Origin of the sequence: Bosea sp. AS-1 (assembly GCF_002220095.1) — a bacterium.
Classification (GTDB): domain Bacteria; phylum Pseudomonadota; class Alphaproteobacteria; order Rhizobiales; family Beijerinckiaceae; genus Allobosea.
In genome coordinates, this window is sequence record NZ_CP022372.1 from 2657900 (window position 1) to 2677954 (window position 20055).

Here is a 20055-nt window from a genome sequence, read left to right on the forward strand (position 1 = left end):
GAAGGCGATGTCACTCGCGCAAGCCGCAAGAGGCCTGCTGCTGAAGGAGTTCGTCGGGGCGATCGGCCTCTCGATGCGCTACTTCTTCAAGCCGAAGGCGACGCTGAACTATCCGTTCGAGAAGGGCCAGCTTTCGCCGCGCTTCCGCGGGGAGCACGCGCTGCGCCGCTACCCGAACGGCGAGGAGCGCTGCATCGCGTGCAAGCTCTGCGAGGCGATCTGCCCGGCGCAGGCCATCACCATCGAGGCCGGCCCGCGCCGCAACGACGGTACGCGCCGTACCACCCGTTACGACATCGACATGACGAAGTGCATCTACTGCGGCTTCTGCCAGGAAGCCTGCCCGGTCGATGCCATCGTGGAAGGACCGAATTTCGAGTTCGCGACCGAGACCCGCGAGGAGCTGTTCTACGACAAGGACAAGCTGCTCGCGAACGGCGCGCGCTGGGAACGCGAGATCGCGCGCAACATCGCGATGGACGCGCCCTATCGGTGATCTCTACCTCTCCGGCGTCATTTCGCGTCGCCGAAGGGCATGACTGAAGACACGGACCCGCCGCGCGGTTGTCGCTTCCGGCGGGTCTGATTATAGACGCTCCAAATTGCTCGGGGTCCTTTGAGTCCCGCAGCATGAACCAAACGAGGACCGCGCCGAAAAGGGGCGGGAAGGGCTGGCCGAGATGAATGCCGCAGCGGCTTTCTTCTATCTCTTCGCAGGGGTGACCGTGGCATCCGCCTTCATGGTGGTGACCTCGCGCAACCCCGTGCATTCGGTGCTCTACCTGATCCTGGCCTTCGTCAACGCGGCCGGGCTGTTCATGCTGCTGGGCGCCGAGTTCCTGGCGATGCTGCTGGTCGTCGTCTATGTCGGCGCGGTGGCGGTGCTCTTCCTCTTTGTGGTGATGATGCTCGACGTCGACTTCGCCGAGTTCCGCCAGGGCTTCCTCAATTATCTGCCGATCGGCGCGCTGATCGGCTTCATCTTCGCCGTCGAGCTTCTGATGGTCGTCGGCGCCTGGGTCATCGACCCGCAACTGGTCAAGGCGCCGGTCGCCGCGATCCCGGCGGGCATGTCGAACACCGAGGCGCTCGGCCGCGTGCTCTACACGCAGTACATCTACTATTTCCAGGCGGCGGGCCTCGTGCTGCTCGTCGCGATGATCGGCGCGATCGTGCTGACGCTGCGCGAGCGGAAAGGCATCAAGCGCCAGGACGTTCCGACCCAGAACGCCCGCACCAAGGAGGCCGCCATGGCGGTCAAGCAGGTGCCCTCGCGCGCCGGTGTTCCCGAGGAGATGGCATGATGATCGGACTGGGCCACTATCTCGCCGTTGGCGCTATCCTGTTCACGCTCGGCGTGCTCGGCATCTTCATCAACCGCAAGAACGTCATCGTCATCCTGATGTCGCTCGAGCTCATCCTGCTCTCGGCGAACATCAACTTCGTCGCCTTCTCGAGCTATCTGGGCGACATCCTCGGCCAGGTCTTCGCCCTGTTCGTGCTGACGGTGGCTGCGGCCGAGGCCGCGATCGGCCTCGCCATTCTCGTCGTCTACTTCCGCAACCGCGGCTCGATCGCGGTGGAAGACATCAACATGATGAAAGGCTGAGCGCTTCCCAGGCGCCTGGACCTCACGGCCATGTATCACGCGATCGTCTTCCTCCCTCTCATCGGCTTCCTGATCGCCGGCCTGTTCGGCCGGCTGATCGGCGCGCGCGGCTCCGAGATCGTCACGACCTCGCTGCTGATCGTCGCCGCGATCCTGTCCTGGGTCGCCTTCGCCCAGGTCGGCTTCGGCGGTGCCACCACGCGCATCCAGGTCGCGAGCTGGATCTCTTCCGGCGAATTGCAGGTCGACTGGGCCTTCCGTATCGACACGCTGACCGCCGTGATGCTGGTCGTGGTCAACACCGTGTCGTCGCTCGTGCACCTGTACTCGATCGGCTACATGCACGAGGATCCGCACCGTCCGCGCTTTTTCGCCTATCTGTCGCTCTTCACCTTCGCCATGCTGATGCTGGTGACGGCCGACAACCTCGTCCAGATGTTCTTCGGCTGGGAAGGCGTCGGTCTCGCCTCCTACCTGCTGATCGGCTTCTGGTACCAGAAGCCCTCGGCCAATGCCGCGGCGATGAAGGCCTTCATCGTCAACCGCGTCGGCGATTTCGGCTTCCTGCTCGGCATCTTCCTGATCTTCGTGCTCTTCGGCGCGGTCACCTTCGACTCGATCTTCCCGCGCGTCGGCGAGATGGTCGGCAAGCCCTTCCATTTCCTCGGCTATGACTGGAACGCGCTGACGCTGACCTGCCTGCTGCTCTTCATGGGCGCCATGGGCAAGTCGGCGCAGTTCCTGCTGCACACCTGGCTGCCGGACGCGATGGAAGGCCCGACCCCGGTCTCGGCCCTCATCCATGCCGCGACCATGGTCACGGCCGGCGTCTTCATGGTCGCGCGTCTTTCGCCGGTCTTCGAATACGCTCCCGTTGCGCTGACCGTCGTCGTCGTCATCGGCGCCACCACGGCTTTCTTCGCCGCGACGGTCGGCCTCGTGCAGAACGACATCAAGCGCGTCATCGCCTATTCGACCTGCTCGCAGCTCGGCTACATGTTCGTCGCGCTCGGCGTCGGCAATTACGGCGCCGGCATCTTCCACCTGTTCACTCACGCCTTCTTCAAGGCGCTGTTGTTCCTCGGCGCCGGCTCGGTCATCCATGCGATGCACCACGAGCAGGACATGCGCCACATGGGTGGCCTGCGGAAGTATATCCCCTTCACCGCCGCGACGATGACGATCGGCACGCTGGCGCTGACGGGCTTCCCGGGCTTTGCGGGCTACTTCTCCAAGGATGCGATCATCGAGAGCGCCTATGCCTCGGTGGAGCGCGGCGGCTTCGCCTCGTCCTATGCCTTCGTGCTGCTGGTCGTCGCGGCCTGCATGACCTCCTTCTATTCCTGGCGGCTCTATTTCATGACCTTCGAAGGCAAGCCGCGCTGGGGTCATGAGGCGCATGGTCATGACGATCACGCTCATGCCGCGCATGGGCACGACGACCATGCGCACGGGCATGACGATCATGGCCATGGCCATGATCATACGCCGCATGAGAGCCCCTGGGTGATGCTGCTGCCGCTTGCCCTGCTCTCGATCGGCGCGATCTTCGCCGGCTACGCCTTCAAGGAATACTTCGTCGGCCACGACTTCGAGCATTTCTGGAAGTCGGCGCTGTTCATGGGCAAGGACAACCACATCCTGCACGCGATGCACGAAGTCCCGAAATGGGTGGTCTGGTCGCCCTTCGTGGCGATGGTGATCGGCTTCGTGCTGGCCTACTGGATGTATGTCCGCCGGCCGGACATCCCGGGCAGGCTCGCCGCGGCGAACCCGGCGCTCTACCAGTTCCTGCTCAACAAGTGGTACTTCGACGAGATCTACGACTTCCTGTTCGTGCGTCCGGCGAAGTGGCTTGGTCGCTTCCTCTGGAAGAAGGGCGACGGTTTCGTCATCGACGGCTTCGGCCCGGACGGCGTCTCGGCCCGCGTGGTCGACGTGACCAACCGCGTCGTCAGGCTGCAGACCGGCTATCTCTATCACTATGCCTTCGCCATGCTGATCGGTGTCGCCGGGCTGGTGACCTGGTATCTCCTGACCCGCGGGTGAGATGATGTTCGGTTTCGGTATTCTCACCGGTCTCCTGATCCTGCCGCTGGTCGGCGCGGCCTTGATCCTCGTCCTGCGCGGCGATCAGGCGTCGATCTCGTCCAATGCCCGCTGGATCGCGCTGTTCACGACGGGTCTCACCTTCGTGCTCGCCTGCGTCGCCTGGAGCCGCTTCAACCCGGCCGACCCCGGTTTCCAGCTCGTCGAGAGCCACAGCTGGATCTCGGAGGCGATCCGCTTCAAGCTCGGCGTCGACGGCTTCTCCTTCCCCTTCATCGTCCTGACGGCGTTCCTGATGCCGTTCTGCATCCTCGCTTCCTGGACCTCGGTCGAGAAGCGGGTGGCCGAATATATGGTCGCCTTCCTGGTGCTGGAGACGCTGATGATCGGCGTCTTCGCGGCGCTCGACCTCGTGCTGTTCTACCTGTTCTTCGAGGCAGGCCTGATCCCGATGTTCCTGATCATCGGCATCTGGGGCGGAAAGCGGCGCGTCTACGCCTCCTACAAGTTCTTCCTCTACACGCTGCTCGGCTCGGTGCTGATGCTGCTCGCCATCATGGCGATGTACTGGAACGCCGGCACCACCGACATTCCGTCGCTCCTGGCCCACAAGTTCCCGGCCGGCATGCAGACCTGGCTGTGGCTTGCCTTCTTCGCCTCCTTCGCGGTGAAGATGCCGATGTGGCCGGTCCATACCTGGCTGCCCGACGCTCACGTCGAGGCGCCCACCGCCGGCTCCGTCGTGCTGGCCGCGATCTTGCTGAAAATGGGTGGCTACGGCTTCATCCGCTTCTCGATCCCGATGTTCCCGGAGGCGTCGCATTATTTCGCGCCGCTGGTCTTCGCGCTTTCCGTCATCGCCATCGTCTACACCTCGCTGGTGGCGTTGATGCAGGAGGACATGAAGAAGCTGATCGCCTACTCCTCGGTGGCGCATATGGGCTTCGTCACCATGGGCCTGTTCACGATGACCCCGCAGGGCATCCAGGGCGCCATGTATCAGATGGTCAGCCACGGGCTGGTCTCGGGGGCGCTCTTCCTCTGCGTCGGCGTGATCTACGACCGCATGCACACCCGCGAGATCGCCGCCTATGGCGGGCTGGTGAACCGGATGCCGCTCTACGCAGTGGTGTTCATGATCTTCACCATGGCCAATGTCGGCCTGCCGGGCACCTCGGGCTTCGTCGGCGAATTCCTGACGCTGCTAGGCTCCTTCCGGGCCAATCCCTGGGTCGCGTTCTTCGCCACCTCCGGCGTGATCTTCTCGGCCGCCTACGCGCTGTGGCTCTACCGCCGCGTCGTTTTCGGCGAGCTGACCAAGCCCGAACTGAAGGACATCACGGACCTCAACGGCCGCGAGATCGCGATCCTCGTGCCGCTCGTCCTGCTGACGATCTGGTACGGCATTCAGCCGCACCAGATCCTCGACGCCTTCGCGGCGCCGACCGAAATGCTGATCAAGAACTATCAGGCCGCGCTCACCGTCGCGAAGACGGCGCTGGCGGCCGCGCAGTAAGGTCTCGGACATGGCTCTGCCCGCTCTCGGCCCGGCCCTGCCGGAAATCATCCTGGCCATCGGCGCCATTGCGATGGTGCTGTTCGGCGCCATCCAGCGCGAGCGCGCCGCCCGCGTACTCGAAGGCGTGGCGCTGATCCTGCTGGTCGTGGCGCTCGTGCTCGTCCTCTCGGGCGAGGGCAAGCTCACCACCTTCAATGGTGGCTTCGTCGCCGACGGCTTCGCCCGCTTCATGAAGGTGCTGACGCTGATCGGTGCCGGCGCGGCGATCCTGCTCGCTTCCGCCCCGCTGCGCCGCGACGGTGTGATGCGCTTCGAGTTCCCGGTCCTCGTCGTTCTGGCCGCCATCGGCATGATGATGATGATCTCGGCCAACGACCTGATCGGCCTCTATGTCGGCATCGAGCTGCAGTCGCTCGCGCTCTATGTCGTCGCCGCCTTCGACCGCGACAACGCGAAGTCGACGGAAGCCGGCCTGAAGTATTTCATCCTGGGCACGCTCTCCTCCGGCATGCTGCTTTACGGCGCCTCGCTGGTCTACGGCTTCACCGGCACCGTCAGCTTCTCCGGCATCGCCGCGGCGACGCAGGGCGGCCATGCCGGGCTCGGCCTGATCTTCGGCATCGTCTTCATCGCCTCGGGCATCGTGTTCAAGATCTCGGCGGTGCCGTTCCACATGTGGACGCCGGACGTCTACGAGGGCGCTCCCACGCCGGTTGCCGCCTTCTTCGCATCGGCCCCGAAGATGGCTGCCATGGCGATGGTGGTGCGCATCTTCATCGGTGCCTTCCCGGGTGCGATCCACGACTGGCGCCAGATCATTGTCTTCATCTCGATCGCCTCGATGGCCCTCGGCGCCTTCGCCGCGATCGGCCAGCGCAACATCAAGCGACTGCTCGCCTATTCCTCGATCGCCAATATGGGCTTCGCGCTGGTCGGCCTCGCGGCCGGCACGCCCGACGGCGTGCAGGGTGTGATGACCTATATGGCGGTCTATCTCGCCACGACGCTCGGCGCCTTCGCCTGCGTCCTGATGATGCGCCGCGACGGCAAGCTGGTCGAGGACATCTCCGAGCTCGCCGGCCTTTCCCGGACCAATCCGTGGATGGCCTTCGCCTATTCGATGATGATGTTCTCGCTCGCCGGCATCCCGCCGCTGGCTGGTTTCTGGGCGAAGTTCTACGTCTTTCTCGCTGCGATCGACGCCAAGCTCTACGTGCTCGCCGTCGTCGGCGTGCTGACCAGCGTGATCGGCGCCTATTACTACCTGCGCATCGTCAAGCTGATCTATTTCGACGATCCGAAGCCCGCCTTCGAGGGGGGCGACTTCGGCGTGCGCACGGTGCTGTTCGTCTCTGCGCTGTTCGTGCTGGCGCTTTCGCTCGTGCCGGCGCCGCTATTCAACTCGGCCGCAGCGGCCGCCAAGTCGCTGTTCTGAGTTGACGACGCGTGCTCGGTGAAGCCGCCCGCGCAGCGGGCTATCGGCTGATCATCCGCGACGAGGTCGCCTCCACCATGGAGGAGGCCCGTCGTGCACTCGATCAGGGCGAGCCGGGCAAGCTCTGGATCGTCGCACGCAGCCAGAATGCCGGCCGTGGCCGTCACGGTCGGCAATGGGGCTCACCTGCGGGCAATCTCTACGCCAGCCTGCTCCTGACCGACCCCTGCGAGCCGGCGCTGGCGCCGCAACTCGGCTTCGTCGCCGGGCTTGCCTTGCACGACGCCGCGGCGAAGCTGCTTGGTCCCGCCGCCGCTAAACTCAAGCTGAAATGGCCGAACGACCTGCTGCTCGGCGGTGCGAAGATGTCGGGACTGCTGCTTGAAGGCGAGAGCCGGGCAGGGCGGCTCAACGTGATCCTGGGCTGCGGCGTCAACATCGCCTCCTGCCCCTCCGATACGCCCTACCCGGCGACCTATCTCAAGGCGCTTGCACCGGAAGCGAGCGTCGAGGCGCTGCTCACCGCCCTCAGCGACGCCTGGGCCAAGCGCTTCGCGATCTGGTCGGAGCCCGGCGGCTTCGGGCCGATCCGCGCCGCCTGGCTCGAGCGCGCCGCCTTCCTCGGAGAGACGATCACGATCCGTCTGCCGGAGGGGCCGCTGCAGGGCCGTTTCGCCGGGCTCGACCCGACCGGGCGGCTGGAGCTCGAAGCCGAAACCGGCCGGCGTCTCATCGATGCGGGCGATCTGTTTTTCGGTACGCTGGGCTAGGTTTGCCTGCCTCCGCGATCTGGAGGCCGTTCCTCTGGCGTGCTAGGGCTCATGGCCATCACGCGGCATGCGCCCAAGCCATTGCACATATCAGGATTGCCAGTGACCCGTTCCAGCGACCAGCTCGTTTTCGTTCCCCTCGGCGGCCTCGGAGAGATCGGCATGAACGCCGCTCTCTACGGCTTCGGGCTCGAGGGCCGGCGAAAATGGATCCTGGTCGATTGCGGCCTCTCCTTCGCCGGGCCTGAGGCGCCGGGTGTCGATATCGTCCTGCCCGACCTGCGCTATATCATCGAGGAGCGGGCAAACCTCCTCGGCATCGTCATCACCCACGCCCATGAGGACCATATCGGCGCGCTCGCCGCGCTCTGGCCGAGCCTGCGCGCGCCGGTCTACTGCACGCCTTTCGCCGCCGGCCTGCTTGCGACGCGCCGCCTGTCGGAACCCGGCGCGCCCAAAGTCGAGATCAACGTGGTGCCGCAGGGCGGGCGCATCACGCTCGGTCCTTTCGACATCGAGTTCGTGCCGGTGGCGCACTCCATCCCCGAGTCGAATGCGCTCGCCATCCGCACGCCGGCGGGCCTCGTCATCCATACGGGCGACTGGAAGATCGATCCGACCCCGCGCGTCGGCCTGCCGACCGATGAGAAGCGCCTGCGCGAGCTTGGCGAAGAGGGCGTGCTTGCCCTGATCTGCGACTCCACCAATGTGATGCGTGAAGGCATCAGCCCGAGCGAGGCCGATGTCGCAGCCAAGTTGAAGGAATTGGTCCAGTCGGCGCCGGGCCGTGTCGCCGTCACAACCTTCGCCTCCAATGTCGCCCGCCTGCGCGCCGTCGCCGAGGCGGCGATGGCGAATGAGCGCGATGTGGTCGTCGTCGGCCGCGCGATGGAGCGCGTCATCGATGTCGCGCGCGAATGCGGCTATCTCGACGGCATCCCGGCCTTTCGCCCGGTTGACGCCTATGGCTACCTGCCGCGCGACAAGGTGGTGGCGCTGTTGACCGGCAGCCAAGGCGAGCCGCGCGCCGCGCTCTCGCGCATCGCCGCCGACGATCATCCCGAGATCGCGCTCTCGCCCGGGGATCGTGTGATCTTCTCGTCGCGTACCATTCCCGGCAATGAGAAGTCGGTCGGGAACATCCTGAACGCGCTCGCCCGCGACAATATCGAGATCATCACCGATCGCACCCATCTCGTGCATGTCTCCGGCCATCCGCGGCGCGAGGAATTGGCCCGGCTCTATGGCTGGCTGAAGCCCCAGATCGCCATTCCCGCCCATGGCGAGGACCTGCATCTGGCCGAGCATGAGAGCTTTGCCCGCAGCCTCGGCGTCAAGCATGTGTTGCGCGCAGGCAATGGCGACGTCGTCGCGATCTCGGCTGCCGGTGCCAGCAAGGTGGACGAGGCGCCGCACGGCCGGCTCTATCAGGACGGCAGCCTGCTGGTGAACTCGCTGGAGAAGACGATCCAGGAGCGTCGGCGGCTCTCCTTCGCTGGCATGGTTTCGGTCGCGGTTGCTGTCGACGAGAAGGGCGGCATCGCCGGCGAGCCGGAAATCGCCATTCTCGGCCTGCCGCCGCGCACACAGGACGGCACGGATTTCGACGAATTCGTCGCCGACACCGTGGGCGAGCTGCTCGACGGCATTCCCAAGGCTCGTCGCCGCGATCCCGAGGCTTTGCGCAACGCACTGGAGCGTGGCGTGCGCAGCGCCGTCAACGAGGAGTGGGGCAAGAAGCCGCTGGTGCATGCGCTGGTGATCGAGGTTTAGAACAGGACGGGCTGCTGCCTCGCCCTGCGCCGGAGAAGACGAAGATGATCGGACGCCTCAACCATGTCGCCATCGCGGTGAAGGATCTCGCGGCCTCGACGGCGCTCTATCGCGATACGCTCGGGGCGCGGGTCTCGCAGCCGCAGCCCGAGCCGGATCACGGCGTCACGGTGGTCTTCGTCGAGCTGCCCAACACCAAGATCGAGTTGCTCGAACCGCTTGGCGCCGACTCCCCGATCGCGAAATTCCTCGAGCGCAATCCGGATGGCGGCATCCACCACATCTGCTACGAGGTCGACGATATCCTGGCCGCCCGCGATCGTCTGAAGGAGCAGGGTGCACGCGTGCTCGGTTCCGGCGAGCCGCGGATCGGCGCGCATGGCAAGCCGGTGCTGTTCCTGCATCCCAAGGATTTCCTCGGCACGCTGGTCGAGCTGGAGCAGGCCTGAACCGATGTCCGCCATCGCTTTCCTCGACCAGCCGGAAGCCGGCTCGCCGCGCCCCTTCAGCGCCGCCACCGTCGCCGGCGGCCTCGTCTTCGTCTCGGGGCATTCCGCACCACATGACCCGGCCCGCGGCATTGATCGCGGCGCGACGCCGGCCGAAGAGGTGCGCAATGCGCTCGGCCGCATCGCCGAGATCCTGGCCGGGGCGGGCAGCTCCCTCGACCGCGTCGTCCAGGTGACGATGCTGATCACCGACCCGGCCGATTATGCCGCCTGCAACGCCGAGTATGTGAAGCACTTTCCAGGTGGCCTGCCAGCACGCCACACCGCACGCTTCGGCGTTCCCACGGAAGCGCGGGTTGCCTTTTCCTGCATCGCGCTGGCTGGAGCGGCGTCATGACCATCGCCAGCGCGCTCGCAGTCTATTTCATCATCTGGTGGATCACGCTCTTCGCGGTTCTGCCTTTCGGCATCCGCAGTCAGCAGGAAAGCGGAGACGTGGTCGAGGGCACGGAGCCCGGTGCGCCGATCCTGCCTGGCTTGCTGAAGAAGGCTGCGATCACCTCGGTCATCGCCGCGATCATCTTCGCTTTCGTCTGGTATCTCTGGGCGACTTACGACTTCTGAGCCTCCTCGGGGTGCCGATGATCCCGGGAGGTCGCGGCGTCATCACTCGGAGCTGAGCGGTGGAAGCGTGCGCGGTTGAACCTGCCGGGGAGACAAGCGGGTTCATGAGCCTGAGGAACAGGGCGTTTCGGGTCCGGTTGATCGCGGTTGCAGCATTTATCGAGGCAGAAGCGCCCCAACGTCACATCTCAAGGGAAGCGGCCAAAGAAAAAGGCAAGGCCAATGCCCTGCCTTGGTTAGTACGCTTTTTTCCGCAGTATCGGCATACGTCTATGCGCGTGCGCCTTGTATACTAGCGGGCGTTCGTTCCTCCCGAGACCTGGTCCGCGGCGCCTTGCCTAACAAAGCGTGCCCAGCGCGAGAAGGATTAGCCGATTGTGACGCTGTTGTCATCAGTTTAGGCATGTCGAGCCTCAACTTTTTGCAAATCCATTCTCGACTGCACTTGTGCAGTGCAGCAAGAGCGGAGTCGCAGCGCTTCGGTGCCTTGTTCCGGCCAAAGGATATCGCTACTGACCGGAAGGTCGCCGCTCTCCCCCTGCGGCCATGGAGATCTTCATGCTGCGCAGCTCGCTCGCCGCTTTTGCCCTTCTCGCTTCGCTCGGCCTCGCCCAGGCGCAGACCGCCGCGCCGGCACAGAAGCTCGACCCGGAGAACACCGTCGTGCTGACCACCAAGGACGGCCCGGTGACCATCCGCCTGCGGCCGGACCTCGCGCCGAAGCATGTGGCGCAGATCAAGGCGCTGGTGAAGCGCCATTTCTACGACGGTATCGTCTTCCACCGCGTCATCGACGGGTTCATGGCCCAGACCGGCGACCCGACCGGCACCGGCACCGGCGGCTCGGACCTGCCGAACATCCCGGCCGAGTTCAGCCAGACGCCCTATAAGGTCGGTTCCGTCGGCATGGCGCGCTCGCAGTCGCCGAACTCGGCCAATTCGCAGTTCTTCATCTGCTATGAGGGCTGCGGCTCGCTGACCGGCAGCTACACGCTCTTCGGCGAAGTCGTCTCCGGCATGGACGCCGTGCGCAAGATCAAGAAGGGGGCGTCCGGCAGCGGCCAGGTCACGAACCCGGACAAGATCATCACCATGCGGATGCAGTCGGACGCCAAGTAAGGCGCTGCGAACTTCCTGCCGGACGGGGCGTTTCGGTGCAAAGGAGTGGACCATGCGCCGTCTCGTCCTGACCATCCTCCTCCTCGGCGCGGCCTTCGCGCCGGCCGCCGGGCAGGAGACGCTCGATCTCGGCCGGCCACCGCCGTCAGGCTCCCAGAATCCGGTTCTACCGCCGCCTTCCGGCTCCCAGAACCCGATCCTGCCGCCGCAGACCGGCCAACGCTATGTTCCCGGTGTCGGCGGGCCGTTCAGCGGCAACGACATCCCGGGCATGGACCAGCGCCGGATCGGCCCGTCGCGTCTCAGGAGTGGCGCCGGCGAGATCGGGCTGATCGGCGATGTTTCGCCCCAGACGCCGAGCGAGCAAGGCGACACTGTCGACAAGCTCATCGATATCGGCCCGGCTTTGCGCCGTTGCTGGCAGCCGCCGCCGCTGCCAGGTGACCTGACCGGGGCGATGGTCTCGCTCCGCTTCAGCCTGCGCCGCGACGGCACGCTCTTCGGCCAGCCGCGTGTGACCTGGGAAACCCGGCGCGGCGATGCAGCGTTCCAGAAGCGCTTCAGCGATTCCGCCATCGCCGCCGTGCATGCTTGCACGCCGATGAGGTTGTCGAAGGGCCTCGGAGCGAGTATCGCGGGACGACCCTTCACCATACGCTTCCACGGCCATGTGCCGCTCAACGAAAGGCAGAGCTGATGTCGCTCGATCCGGAAAACACCATTGTCATGGAGACGACCAAGGGCCGCGTGGTCATCAAGCTGCGCCCCGACCTCGCGCCCGGCCATGTCGAGCGCATCAAGCTGCTCGCCCGCGAAGGCTTCTATGATGGCATCGTCTTCCACCGCGTCATCGACGGCTTCATGGCCCAGGTCGGCTGCCCGCACGGCACCGGCACCGGCGGCTCGAGCTACCCAGACCTGAAGCAGGAGTTCAACGCCGAGCCGCATGTGCGTGGCATCTGCTCGATGGCCCGCGCCCAGAACCCGAACTCGGCCAACAGCCAGTTCTTCATCGTGTTCGACGATGCCCGCTTCCTCGACAAGCAGTACACCGTCTGGGGCGAGGTCGTCGAAGGCATGGAGAACGTCGACAAGATCAAGCGCGGCGAGCCGGTGCGCGATCCCGACTCCATCGTCTCGATGAAGGTGATGGCCGACGCGGCCTGATGAAGACGGCGCAGGGTTCTGCCCCCGTCATGCGGGTGGCGCGAGCGACGAACGATCTCGCGCCACTGCGCCGCTTTTACCGCGATGGCCTGGGCTTCGAGGAAATCTCGGGCTTCGAGAACCATAACGGCTTCGATGGCGTGATGATGGGCCATCCCACATGGCCCTATCATCTCGAATTCACCGTTCGGCACGGCCACCATGTCGCTGGCGCGCCGACGCCCGAGAACCTGCTGGTATTCTATCTACCCGACAGCTCGGACTGGAACGGTGCGGTGGCACGCATGGAGGCGGCGGGTTTCGCGCCCGTCGAATCCGCCAATCCCTGGTGGTCGACCCATGGGCGCACTTTCGAGGATGCCGACGGTTATCGCGTCGTGCTCGAGAACCGGGCCTGGATCCGGTAAAGACCGATGAATGTCGACCTGTTCGATTTCGATCTGCCCGAGGAACGGATTGCGCTGAGGCCGGCAAGCCCGCGCGATGCGGCGCGGCTGCTCGTCGTGCGTCCGGATGCGCCCGAGCCCCTGGCGGATATGGGAATCCGCGACCTGCCTGCGCTGTTGCAGCCGGGCGATGCACTTGTCCTCAACGATACGCGCGTCATTCCCTCACGCCTGCGCGGCCGGCGTTATCGCGGCGAGGATTCGGCCCGGGTCGAGATCATGCTGCACAAGCGCGAGAGCGAGGATCGCTGGCGCGCTTTCGCCCGTCCGGCCAAGAAGCTCGCGCTGGGCGAGACAATCGTCTTCGATTCCGAGGGAGCGAGCAATGCCTGCGAGCTCGGCCGCCTCCAGGCCGAAGTCATGGCCAAGGGTGAAGGCGGCGAGGTGGAACTGCGCTTCAGCCTGACCAGCGCCTATCTCGACGAGGCCATCGCGCGGCTCGGCGAATTACCGCTGCCGCCCTATATTGCCGGCAAGCGACCGGCCGATGGCGCCGACGCCACCGACTATCAGACCTCCTATGCTCGCCACGAGGGCGCCGTCGCGGCCCCGACGGCGGGGCTGCACTTTACGCCCGAGCTGTTCGCGGCGCTGGAAGCGCGTGGCGTCTCGCGCCATTTCGTCACGCTGCATGTCGGCGCCGGCACTTTCCTTCCGGTCAAGGCGGACGACACCGCCGAACATCGCATGCATGCCGAATGGGGCACCGTCTCGGCCGAGACCGCCGCCGCGCTCAACGCCGTGAAGGCGAGGGGCGGACGCATCGTCGCCGCCGGTACGACCTCACTGCGGCTTCTGGAGAGTGCGACCGACGCCGACGGGACCGTTCGGCCCTTCTCGGGCGACACGGCGATCTTCATCACGCCGGGCTATCGCTTCCGCGCCGTCGACGTGCTGATGACCAATTTCCACCTGCCACGTTCGACGCTGTTCATGCTCGTCTCCGCCTTCTGCGGACTCGACGTGATGAAACGGGCCTATGCCCATGCGATCGCTGAGCAATATCGCTTCTACAGCTATGGCGACGGCAGCCTGCTTTTCAGGGCAGGCTGACGCGCCGATCTTGTCGCAGCAGACTACTTGGCGGGCAGTGGCGGCACGCCCTTCTGCCATTCCGGCCAGTCGGTCACGATGTGATCGACGACGCGCGAGCCGGCGGCCTCGATATTGGCGACCGTCTCGGCGAAGCCGCCGGCGGTCTGGCCCGGCGCCGGGTCGAGATGCTGCAGTGTCGTCTCGTTCGGGTTGCCCTGGTCGAAATTGACCGCGCCACGCAGGCTCAGGATGCGATCGGTGCCGAACCGGCGCTTGATCACCAGCGTGATCGCCGCAGCCTCCATCTCCGTGATGACGTAGTCGTCGGCGCCGTAGAGCTTGGCGATGAATTGCGCCTCCTTCGACAGACCGGGACCGTGGAAGAAGGTGTCGCCGGTCACATGCGTGCCGGTCATCACGGCGGGAGCGGCCTGCGCCCGCTTCTCCGGATAGCGCATGCGGTACTGGCGGGCCGAATCGGAATCCTGCAGGTTGGTTCCCTGGCTCAGCCGCACAGCCCAGCCGACCAGAGCCGGATTGAGCTGGAAGACGCGATAGCTCTCATAGCCCTTGCGCGGCATGAAGACCGGCTCGCCCGGCTTGCCTTCCTCCGGCGCCCAGCGATGGCCGAGGTCATAGTCGACGAGCCAGCTTCCCCAGGAAACATCGCCGATGGTGCCGCGAGAGGGCGGCGTGCCGGCGACACCGCTCAGGATGAAGTAGGCTTGCGAAAAGTCATAGGCCGGATCGAGCAGGATCGCCTGCATCGAGGATGAGGAGTTGACCTTGCCCATGCCGAGCACGGAGCCGCAGACGCCATCATCGTTGCAATAGATCGGCTTCAACGCGCCTTTGACCGTGTGAGGCTGGCTTTTCGTCCAGTAGCGCTCGTACCAGTGCTGGAACTCGCCGGCGCGGTCGCCCGTGTTCTCGCCGATCTCGAACATCGCGGCGACGAAGACCTTGACCTTGATCGGCTCGGCCGCGTTGGCTGGCGACATCAAGGCCATGGCGCCAGCGGCGAGGGCGGCAAGTGCGAGGGCGGTGCGCCCATAGCGTCGGGTGAGGTTCTGAAACATGTCGGTCTCTGCGGTGGTGGCTTGCGGTCTCCGGAAGGAGCCGCAGGCGTCATGCCGCGTTCTGCCATGCCGGGCGCCAGGCCGTCCATGTCGATGCGGCAATCTGCGACGCTACGGTCGTTGAACCGGCTCGCATTCCCCGCATGAAAATGCTACCGGGCTCCCAACAGGGATTTTGACAGTCAAATGGCCGATATTTTTCGCGAGATCGATGAAGAGGTCCGCCGGGACAAGGCGGCGGAGCTCTGGAAGAAATATGGCTGGGTCCTCACGGCTCTGGCCGTGCTCGCCGTCGTCGGCGTGGCAGGCTGGCAGTTCTGGCAGCACCAGCGGAACCAGGCCGCAGCGGCCGTCGGTGCGCGCCTCGAGGCCGCGCTGAAATCCTCGCGCGACGGCGACAGCGGCCAGGCCGAAACGATCCTGAAGGAGCTCGCCGCAAATGCGCCGGCGGGCTATCGCGAGATCGCGCGCTTCCGCCTCGCCGGGGAAACCGCCAAAGGCGACGCCGCCGCTGGCGCGACCGCCTTCGATGCGCTCGCCAACGATGCTTCTCTCGACCAGACCTATCGCGATCTCGCCCGTCTGCGGGCCGGCATCCTGCGTGTCGACCTCGTGCCCTATGCCGAGATCAAGCAGGCGCTGGAGCCCCTCGCGGCACCGGCGGGCGCCTGGCGCCATTCGGCTCGCGAGTTCCTGGGCATCTCGGCGTTGAAGAACAATCTGTTCGACGATGCCGGCCGCTGGTTCGACGCCATCGTCACCGATCCGGCGACACCGCAGGCCGAGCGCCAGCGGGCCGATCTCTACCTCGCGCTGGTCCGCGGCGGGCCGGTGACGGTACAGAACTGATCTGATTTTGTTTTCCGGTCGGCGCTTCCTCGACCGACGGAAGTGATGGACCGAATGACAGCTATCGTCGCCCTCATCGGCCGCCCCAATGTCGGCAAGTCGACGCTGTTCAACCGGCTCGTCGGCAAGAAGCTCGCGCTGGTCGATGACCGGCCCGGCGTCACGCGTGACCGCCGCGAAGGCGACGCCACGCTCGGCCATCTGCGTTTCAAGGTCATCGACACGGCCGGCCTCGAGGAGGCCGACAAGGATTCGCTCGCCGGCCGCATGCGCGCCCAGACTGAGACGGCGATTGCCCAGGCCGACGTCGTCGTCTTCATGATCGATGCCCGTCTCGGCCTGACGCCGATGGACCAGCCTTTCGCCGAGCTGGTGCGCCGCTCCGGCAAGCCGGTGATCCTCCTCGCCAACAAGGCGGAGGGGAAGAAGGGCGCTGACGGCATCATCGACGCCTATTCGCTCGGCCTCGGCGACCCCGTCCCGTTCTCGGCAGAGCATGGCGAAGGCACGGCCGATCTGCTCGAGGCCCTGGCGCCCTTTGTCGCGGATGAGCCCGAAGACGAGGACGAAGACGAGGACGAAGACGAGCAGGCTGCCTGGGACGATGTCGCGGGCGATGATTCCGAGGAAACCCTCGACCCGAACCGGCCGCTGCGCGTCACCATCATCGGTCGTCCCAACGCCGGCAAGTCGACGTTGGTCAACCGGATGATCGGCGAGGAGCGTCTGCTGACAGGCCCGGAGGCCGGGATCACGCGCGATACCATCTCGGTCGACTGGGAATGGCGTGGCCACAAGGTCAAGCTCTTCGACACCGCCGGGATGCGCAAGCGCGCCCGCATCGAGGAGAAGCTCGAGAAGCTCTCGGTTGCGGATTCGCTGCGCGCCATCCGCTTCGCAGAAGTGGTGGTCGTGCTGCTCGATGCGACCATCCCCTTCGAGAAGCAGGATCTGACGCTGGTCGACCTGACCGAGCGCGAGGGCCGAGCCGTCGTCATCGGCCTCAATAAATGGGACCTCGTCGCCGACAAGCAGGGCCTGCTCGCCGAACTCAAGGAAAAGGCCAACCACCTGCTGGCGCAGGTGCGCGGCGTGCCGATCGTGCCGCTCTCGGGGCTCGCCGGCGAGGGCATCGACCGGCTGATGCAGGCGGTGTTCCAGGCCTATGAGGTCTGGAATCGCCGCGTCTCGACGGCGCGGATCAACCGCTGGCTCGAAGGCGTGCTCTCGGCCCATCCGCCGCCGGCGGTGGCCGGCCGGCGCATCAAGATCCGCTACATGACGCAGGCCAAGGCGCGCCCGCCGACCTTCGCGCTGTTCGGCAACCAGCTCGAGCACCTGCCGGTGTCCTATGTCCGCTATCTGGTGAACAACCTGCGCGAAGGCTTCGACCTGCCGGGCACCCCGATCCGCCTGCATCGGCGCGGCGGCCACAACCCCTATGACAAGGAACGCAAGGGCTGATGAAGGTCGCGGTCGTCGGCGCCGGTATCGCCGGGCTTTCCACCGCCTGGTCGCTGAGCAAGCGCGGGCATGAGGTGACCCTGTTCGAACAGGCGCCGCGGATACCCAACCCCTACGCCGCGTCCGGCGACCAGCACCGCATCATTCGCCGCGCCTATGGTGGTGCCGACGGCTATGCCCGCACCATCACCGAGGCCTTCGAGGCCTGGGACGAACTCTGGGCCGATCTCGGCAAGCGCCACTACGCGGCTTGCGGCGTGCTCGGCATCTCCCAGACCGAGGGCGATGAGGGCGAAGAGTACCGCGAAGGCCTCGACCGCATGGCCTCGCCCTACGAGCTCTACGACGCCACCGAGGCCGCCCGGCGCTACCCCTTCATCGACGCAGCGACGATTCGCTACGCCTATCTCAGCCCCGAGGGCGGCGCGTTGTTTCCTGCCCGCATCGCAGCCGACTTGGTGCGCCTGCTACGCGAGCGCGGCGTCACCCTGCGCGAAGGAGCGACGGTGGCCTCGGCCGATCCCGATAGCGGCCGGATCGGCCTGGCCGATGGCGAGGTAGCGAGCTTCGACCGCATCGTGGTCAGCTCCGGCGCCTGGGTGCTGAAGCTCCTGCCGGAGCTTGCCGATGTGCTCACGACCTATCGGACCGCTGTCGCCTATCTCGACCCGCCGGCAGATTTGAAGGCAGCCTGGCAGGCGGCCCCCGTCATCGTCGATGTCGGCGGCACGGTCGACGGCTATGTTCTGCCGCCGGTCGATGGGACCGGCCTCAAGGTCGGGGCAGGCGTCCACAAGCGCCCGCGCCAGCCTGACGAGGAGCGCGATCCGCGGGCGGGCGAGGGCGAGCAGATCCGCGACTATTTCTCCCCGCCCTTCGCGCGCATTGCGGAGTACCGCGTCGAGCGCGCCGTGACCTGCGCCTACACCTTCACGGCGGATCGCAAGTTCCTGTCGCGTCAGATCGGCCGGGTGACGGTAGTCTCCGCCTGTTCCGGCCATGGCTACAAATTCGGTGCTGCGGTCGGCCGGCGCGTTGCGGCGGCCGTCGAAAGCGGCGATCAGGCCGGGCTGTTGCGCTGGTTCAGGGCCGAGTGACAGGGGCGGGCTCGCCCGCCTTGTCAGCCGAAAGCTCCTCGGCCTTCGCCTCGTCAGCGGCCGCCTCGGCCTCATGACCTGCCGCGCGTCTGGCCGCGGCGCGGAAGCGGTAATTGCCGTCGGCACCCGGTGCCAGGCGGATCGCTTCATCGAAATCGGTGATGGCCCGGTTGGTGTCACCATTGTTGAAATGGGTCAGGCCACGCACCGTCCAGGCTTTCTCGAAGCGCGGCGACAGCGCGATCGCGCGGTCGAGATCGGCCAAAGCCTTTGCGGGCTCGGCAAGGGAGGCCTGGATCGAAGCGCGCGTCACGAAGAACTCCGCCTGCGACGGCTCAAGCCTGATCGCGGTGTCGAGATCGATCAGGGCGCGCGGCAGATCCCGCATATAGAGCAACCGAGCCTTGCCGCGCTTCCAGAACGCGAGGGCCATCTTCGGCGCGAGGGCAATGACACGGTCATAGTCGGAAAGCGCCCGTGTGTAGGCCGCGCCCGTTCCCGGTGCCAGCAGATCAGCGCGATCCAGAAGGGCGGCGACAAGCGACTCACCCGCAAGTTTGTGATCGTTGATCAGCGTGTTGCAGGCGGCGAGGGCCTTGTCATGGCGCGCAATGATCTCAACCGGATCGGATGAGGGCGCGGCATGACCCGAATGGCAGAGTTCGCGCAGTCGCGCGACGCGAGAGACAGGATCTATCCCAGCGCCGTCGTCGGCAAGAACCGGCCCCGCAATCAGGGCAGTTGCGAGGCCGAAGGCTGAAACGGCGATCGACCAGCGGACGGAAGGCGAGAGCACCCTGTCTCCCTCGACATGGTGATGGCGGCTTCTCAAGCCGGCATCTGCGGCGTCAGCACCTTGCCTTGCGGGAAGTCGAAGATCTTGCCGCTCTCTGTCCAGTCCGGCGAAGCGAGCCTGACCAGATGCGGCGCCAGATCCTCCGGCGTCTTCAGCGTCATCGGATCCTCGCCCGGCATCGCCTCGGCACGCATCTTGGTGCGCAGCGGCCCCGGGTTGACCAGCATGACCTTGACCGGCGTCGTCGCGGTCTCGGCCGCATAGGTCCGGCCCAGCCCCTCGACCGCGGCCTTGGAGATCGAGTACGGCCCCCAATAGGCCGTGCACTTATGGGCGGCGCCCGAGGACATCAGGATGACGCGCCCGGCATCCGAGGCGCGCAGCGCCGGATCGAGCGACTTGATCAGCCGCCAGTTGGCGGTGACGTTCGTGTCGAGTGTCTTCGCCCATTCCTTCTCGGTGGCGTGGCCGAGCGGCGTCAGCGGGCCGAGCACGCCGGCATTGGCGAGCAGGATGTCGAGCTTGCCCCAGCGTTCCAGCAGGGCCGGGCCGAGCTTCTCCAGTCCACCGGCATCGGACAGGTCGAGCGGGACCAGGGTGGCGCTGCCGCCGATGGCGCGGATCTCGTCGTCCAGCTCTTCGAGCGCTCCCGTCGTGCGTGCGAGCGCCACGACATGGGCGCCTGCCGCGGCGAATGCCAGCGCCGCAGCGCGGCCAATGCCACGCGACGCGCCCGTGACGAGTGCGATGCGCCCCTGAAGTGCTTTGGTCATGG

At 65.9% G+C, this 20055-nt stretch carries 22 protein-coding genes; 19 read left to right on the forward strand and 3 right to left on the reverse strand.

Going from position 1 to position 20055, the window contains the following annotated elements:
• Nucleotides 1-7: 7 nt before the first annotated feature.
• From nuoI to queA, 16 genes are all read left to right on the forward strand, one after another.
• Nucleotides 8-496 carry an NADH-quinone oxidoreductase subunit NuoI gene (nuoI, locus tag CE453_RS14430; protein WP_038367698.1) on the forward strand — a complete coding sequence of 163 codons (489 nt, stop codon included), beginning with the start codon at nucleotides 8-10 and terminating at the stop codon, nucleotides 494-496.
• 184 nt (nucleotides 497-680) lie between these two features.
• The gene (locus CE453_RS14435; protein WP_089175222.1) at nucleotides 681-1304 is read left to right on the forward strand and encodes an NADH-quinone oxidoreductase subunit J; all 624 of its coding nucleotides are present in this window, start codon (nucleotides 681-683) and stop codon (nucleotides 1302-1304) included.
• Nucleotides 1301-1609, forward strand: coding sequence for an NADH-quinone oxidoreductase subunit NuoK (gene nuoK / locus CE453_RS14440; protein WP_089175223.1), 309 nt, complete (start codon nucleotides 1301-1303; stop codon nucleotides 1607-1609). The genes CE453_RS14435 and nuoK overlap by 4 nt, the downstream gene beginning before the upstream one ends.
• A gap of 30 nt (nucleotides 1610-1639) precedes the next feature.
• A complete protein-coding gene (nuoL, locus tag CE453_RS14445; RefSeq protein ID WP_089175224.1) occupies nucleotides 1640-3658 on the forward strand; it encodes an NADH-quinone oxidoreductase subunit L in 2019 nt (672 codons plus the stop codon).
• 4 nt (nucleotides 3659-3662) lie between these two features.
• A complete protein-coding gene (locus tag CE453_RS14450; RefSeq protein ID WP_089175225.1) occupies nucleotides 3663-5174 on the forward strand; it encodes an NADH-quinone oxidoreductase subunit M in 1512 nt (503 codons plus the stop codon).
• Nucleotides 5175-5184: 10 nt separating this feature from the next.
• A complete protein-coding gene (gene nuoN / locus CE453_RS14455) occupies nucleotides 5185-6612 on the forward strand; it encodes an NADH-quinone oxidoreductase subunit NuoN (protein WP_089175226.1) in 1428 nt (475 codons plus the stop codon).
• Nucleotides 6613-6623: 11 nt separating this feature from the next.
• On the forward strand, nucleotides 6624-7382 hold the full coding sequence (locus CE453_RS14460) for a biotin--[acetyl-CoA-carboxylase] ligase (protein WP_248308071.1): 759 nt from the start codon (nucleotides 6624-6626) through the stop codon (nucleotides 7380-7382).
• Between the two features lie 102 nt (nucleotides 7383-7484).
• On the forward strand, nucleotides 7485-9155 hold the full coding sequence (locus tag CE453_RS14465; RefSeq protein WP_089175227.1) for a ribonuclease J: 1671 nt from the start codon (nucleotides 7485-7487) through the stop codon (nucleotides 9153-9155).
• Nucleotides 9156-9199: 44 nt separating this feature from the next.
• Nucleotides 9200-9604: a methylmalonyl-CoA epimerase gene (gene mce, locus CE453_RS14470; protein WP_089175228.1), complete on the forward strand. Its 405-nt coding sequence runs from the start codon at nucleotides 9200-9202 to the stop codon at nucleotides 9602-9604.
• 4 nt (nucleotides 9605-9608) lie between these two features.
• Nucleotides 9609-10001: a RidA family protein gene (locus CE453_RS14475; RefSeq protein ID WP_157733041.1), complete on the forward strand. Its 393-nt coding sequence runs from the start codon at nucleotides 9609-9611 to the stop codon at nucleotides 9999-10001.
• Nucleotides 9998-10228 carry a DUF1467 family protein gene (locus tag CE453_RS14480; protein ID WP_089175230.1) on the forward strand — a complete coding sequence of 77 codons (231 nt, stop codon included), beginning with the start codon at nucleotides 9998-10000 and terminating at the stop codon, nucleotides 10226-10228. The genes CE453_RS14475 and CE453_RS14480 overlap by 4 nt, the downstream gene beginning before the upstream one ends.
• 558 nt (nucleotides 10229-10786) lie before the next feature.
• Entirely contained in the window at nucleotides 10787-11347 is a 561-nt protein-coding gene (locus CE453_RS14485; RefSeq protein ID WP_089177901.1) for a peptidylprolyl isomerase, read from the forward strand.
• A 52-nt stretch (nucleotides 11348-11399) separates the two neighbouring features.
• Entirely contained in the window at nucleotides 11400-12044 is a 645-nt protein-coding gene (locus CE453_RS14490) for a hypothetical protein (RefSeq protein ID WP_089175231.1), read from the forward strand.
• Nucleotides 12044-12514: a peptidylprolyl isomerase gene (locus tag CE453_RS14495; protein WP_089175232.1), complete on the forward strand. Its 471-nt coding sequence runs from the start codon at nucleotides 12044-12046 to the stop codon at nucleotides 12512-12514. Before CE453_RS14490 ends, CE453_RS14495 begins: the two co-directional genes overlap by 1 nt.
• On the forward strand, nucleotides 12514-12921 hold the full coding sequence (locus CE453_RS14500; protein ID WP_089175233.1) for a VOC family protein: 408 nt from the start codon (nucleotides 12514-12516) through the stop codon (nucleotides 12919-12921). Before CE453_RS14495 ends, CE453_RS14500 begins: the two co-directional genes overlap by 1 nt.
• Nucleotides 12922-12927: 6 nt before the next feature.
• Nucleotides 12928-14013 carry a tRNA preQ1(34) S-adenosylmethionine ribosyltransferase-isomerase QueA gene (gene queA / locus CE453_RS14505; protein ID WP_089175234.1) on the forward strand — a complete coding sequence of 362 codons (1086 nt, stop codon included), beginning with the start codon at nucleotides 12928-12930 and terminating at the stop codon, nucleotides 14011-14013.
• 23 nt (nucleotides 14014-14036) lie between these two features.
• Here queA and CE453_RS14510 read toward each other — a convergent pair whose 3' ends face one another.
• Nucleotides 14037-15074: a purine-nucleoside phosphorylase gene (locus CE453_RS14510; protein ID WP_157733042.1), complete on the reverse strand. Its 1038-nt coding sequence runs from the start codon at nucleotides 15072-15074 to the stop codon at nucleotides 14037-14039.
• Between the two features lie 186 nt (nucleotides 15075-15260).
• Between CE453_RS14510 and CE453_RS14515 the strand changes: the two genes are divergently transcribed.
• From CE453_RS14515 to CE453_RS14525, 3 genes are read left to right on the forward strand one after another with little or no spacing between them, the layout of a single operon-like run.
• Nucleotides 15261-15923, forward strand: a complete 663-nt coding sequence (locus CE453_RS14515) for a tetratricopeptide repeat protein (RefSeq protein WP_089175235.1) — start codon at nucleotides 15261-15263, stop codon at nucleotides 15921-15923.
• 45 nt (nucleotides 15924-15968) lie between these two features.
• On the forward strand, nucleotides 15969-17387 hold the full coding sequence (gene der / locus CE453_RS14520; protein WP_472840991.1) for a ribosome biogenesis GTPase Der: 1419 nt from the start codon (nucleotides 15969-15971) through the stop codon (nucleotides 17385-17387).
• Complete coding sequence (locus CE453_RS14525) at nucleotides 17387-18484, forward strand: NAD(P)/FAD-dependent oxidoreductase (RefSeq protein WP_089175237.1); 1098 nt, start codon at nucleotides 17387-17389, stop codon at nucleotides 18482-18484. The genes der and CE453_RS14525 overlap by 1 nt, the downstream gene beginning before the upstream one ends.
• Here the strand turns inward: CE453_RS14525 and CE453_RS14530 are convergent.
• Together CE453_RS14530 and CE453_RS14535 are read right to left on the reverse strand one after the other, a co-directional pair.
• Nucleotides 18471-19316 carry a tetratricopeptide repeat protein gene (locus CE453_RS14530; protein ID WP_157733043.1) on the reverse strand — a complete coding sequence of 282 codons (846 nt, stop codon included), beginning with the start codon at nucleotides 19314-19316 and terminating at the stop codon, nucleotides 18471-18473. The two genes, CE453_RS14525 and CE453_RS14530, sit on opposite strands and share 14 nt — an antisense overlap.
• Nucleotides 19313-20053, reverse strand: coding sequence for an SDR family NAD(P)-dependent oxidoreductase (locus CE453_RS14535; RefSeq protein WP_089175239.1), 741 nt, complete (start codon nucleotides 20051-20053; stop codon nucleotides 19313-19315). Before CE453_RS14535 ends, CE453_RS14530 begins: the two co-directional genes overlap by 4 nt.
• Nucleotides 20054-20055: the final 2 nt, after the last annotated feature.

What these genes read in the sequence shown, in the direction of transcription:
- CE453_RS14480 (WP_089175230.1), top strand. Translation starts at nt 9,998, where the DNA reads ATGACCATCGCCAGCGCGCTCGCAGTCTATTTCATCATCTGGTGGATC.
- nuoL (WP_089175224.1), top strand. Translation starts at nt 1,640, where the DNA reads ATGTATCACGCGATCGTCTTCCTCCCTCTCATCGGCTTCCTGATCGCC.
- CE453_RS14525 (WP_089175237.1), top strand. Translation starts at nt 17,387, where the DNA reads ATGAAGGTCGCGGTCGTCGGCGCCGGTATCGCCGGGCTTTCCACCGCC.
- CE453_RS14495 (WP_089175232.1), top strand. Translation starts at nt 12,044, where the DNA reads ATGTCGCTCGATCCGGAAAACACCATTGTCATGGAGACGACCAAGGGC.
- nuoN (WP_089175226.1), top strand. Translation starts at nt 5,185, where the DNA reads ATGGCTCTGCCCGCTCTCGGCCCGGCCCTGCCGGAAATCATCCTGGCC.
- CE453_RS14485 (WP_089177901.1), top strand. Translation starts at nt 10,787, where the DNA reads ATGCTGCGCAGCTCGCTCGCCGCTTTTGCCCTTCTCGCTTCGCTCGGC.
- CE453_RS14510 (WP_157733042.1), bottom strand. Translation starts at nt 15,074, where the DNA reads ATGTTTCAGAACCTCACCCGACGCTATGGGCGCACCGCCCTCGCACTT.
- der (WP_472840991.1), top strand. Translation starts at nt 15,969, where the DNA reads ATGGACCGAATGACAGCTATCGTCGCCCTCATCGGCCGCCCCAATGTC.
- nuoK (WP_089175223.1), top strand. Translation starts at nt 1,301, where the DNA reads ATGATGATCGGACTGGGCCACTATCTCGCCGTTGGCGCTATCCTGTTC.
- nuoI (WP_038367698.1), top strand. Translation starts at nt 8, where the DNA reads ATGTCACTCGCGCAAGCCGCAAGAGGCCTGCTGCTGAAGGAGTTCGTC.
- CE453_RS14450 (WP_089175225.1), top strand. Translation starts at nt 3,663, where the DNA reads ATGTTCGGTTTCGGTATTCTCACCGGTCTCCTGATCCTGCCGCTGGTC.
- mce (WP_089175228.1), top strand. Translation starts at nt 9,200, where the DNA reads ATGATCGGACGCCTCAACCATGTCGCCATCGCGGTGAAGGATCTCGCG.
- CE453_RS14535 (WP_089175239.1), bottom strand. Translation starts at nt 20,053, where the DNA reads ATGACCAAAGCACTTCAGGGGCGCATCGCACTCGTCACGGGCGCGTCG.
- CE453_RS14435 (WP_089175222.1), top strand. Translation starts at nt 681, where the DNA reads ATGAATGCCGCAGCGGCTTTCTTCTATCTCTTCGCAGGGGTGACCGTG.
- CE453_RS14515 (WP_089175235.1), top strand. Translation starts at nt 15,261, where the DNA reads ATGGCCGATATTTTTCGCGAGATCGATGAAGAGGTCCGCCGGGACAAG.
- queA (WP_089175234.1), top strand. Translation starts at nt 12,928, where the DNA reads ATGAATGTCGACCTGTTCGATTTCGATCTGCCCGAGGAACGGATTGCG.
- CE453_RS14490 (WP_089175231.1), top strand. Translation starts at nt 11,400, where the DNA reads ATGCGCCGTCTCGTCCTGACCATCCTCCTCCTCGGCGCGGCCTTCGCG.
- CE453_RS14475 (WP_157733041.1), top strand. Translation starts at nt 9,609, where the DNA reads ATGTCCGCCATCGCTTTCCTCGACCAGCCGGAAGCCGGCTCGCCGCGC.
- CE453_RS14500 (WP_089175233.1), top strand. Translation starts at nt 12,514, where the DNA reads ATGAAGACGGCGCAGGGTTCTGCCCCCGTCATGCGGGTGGCGCGAGCG.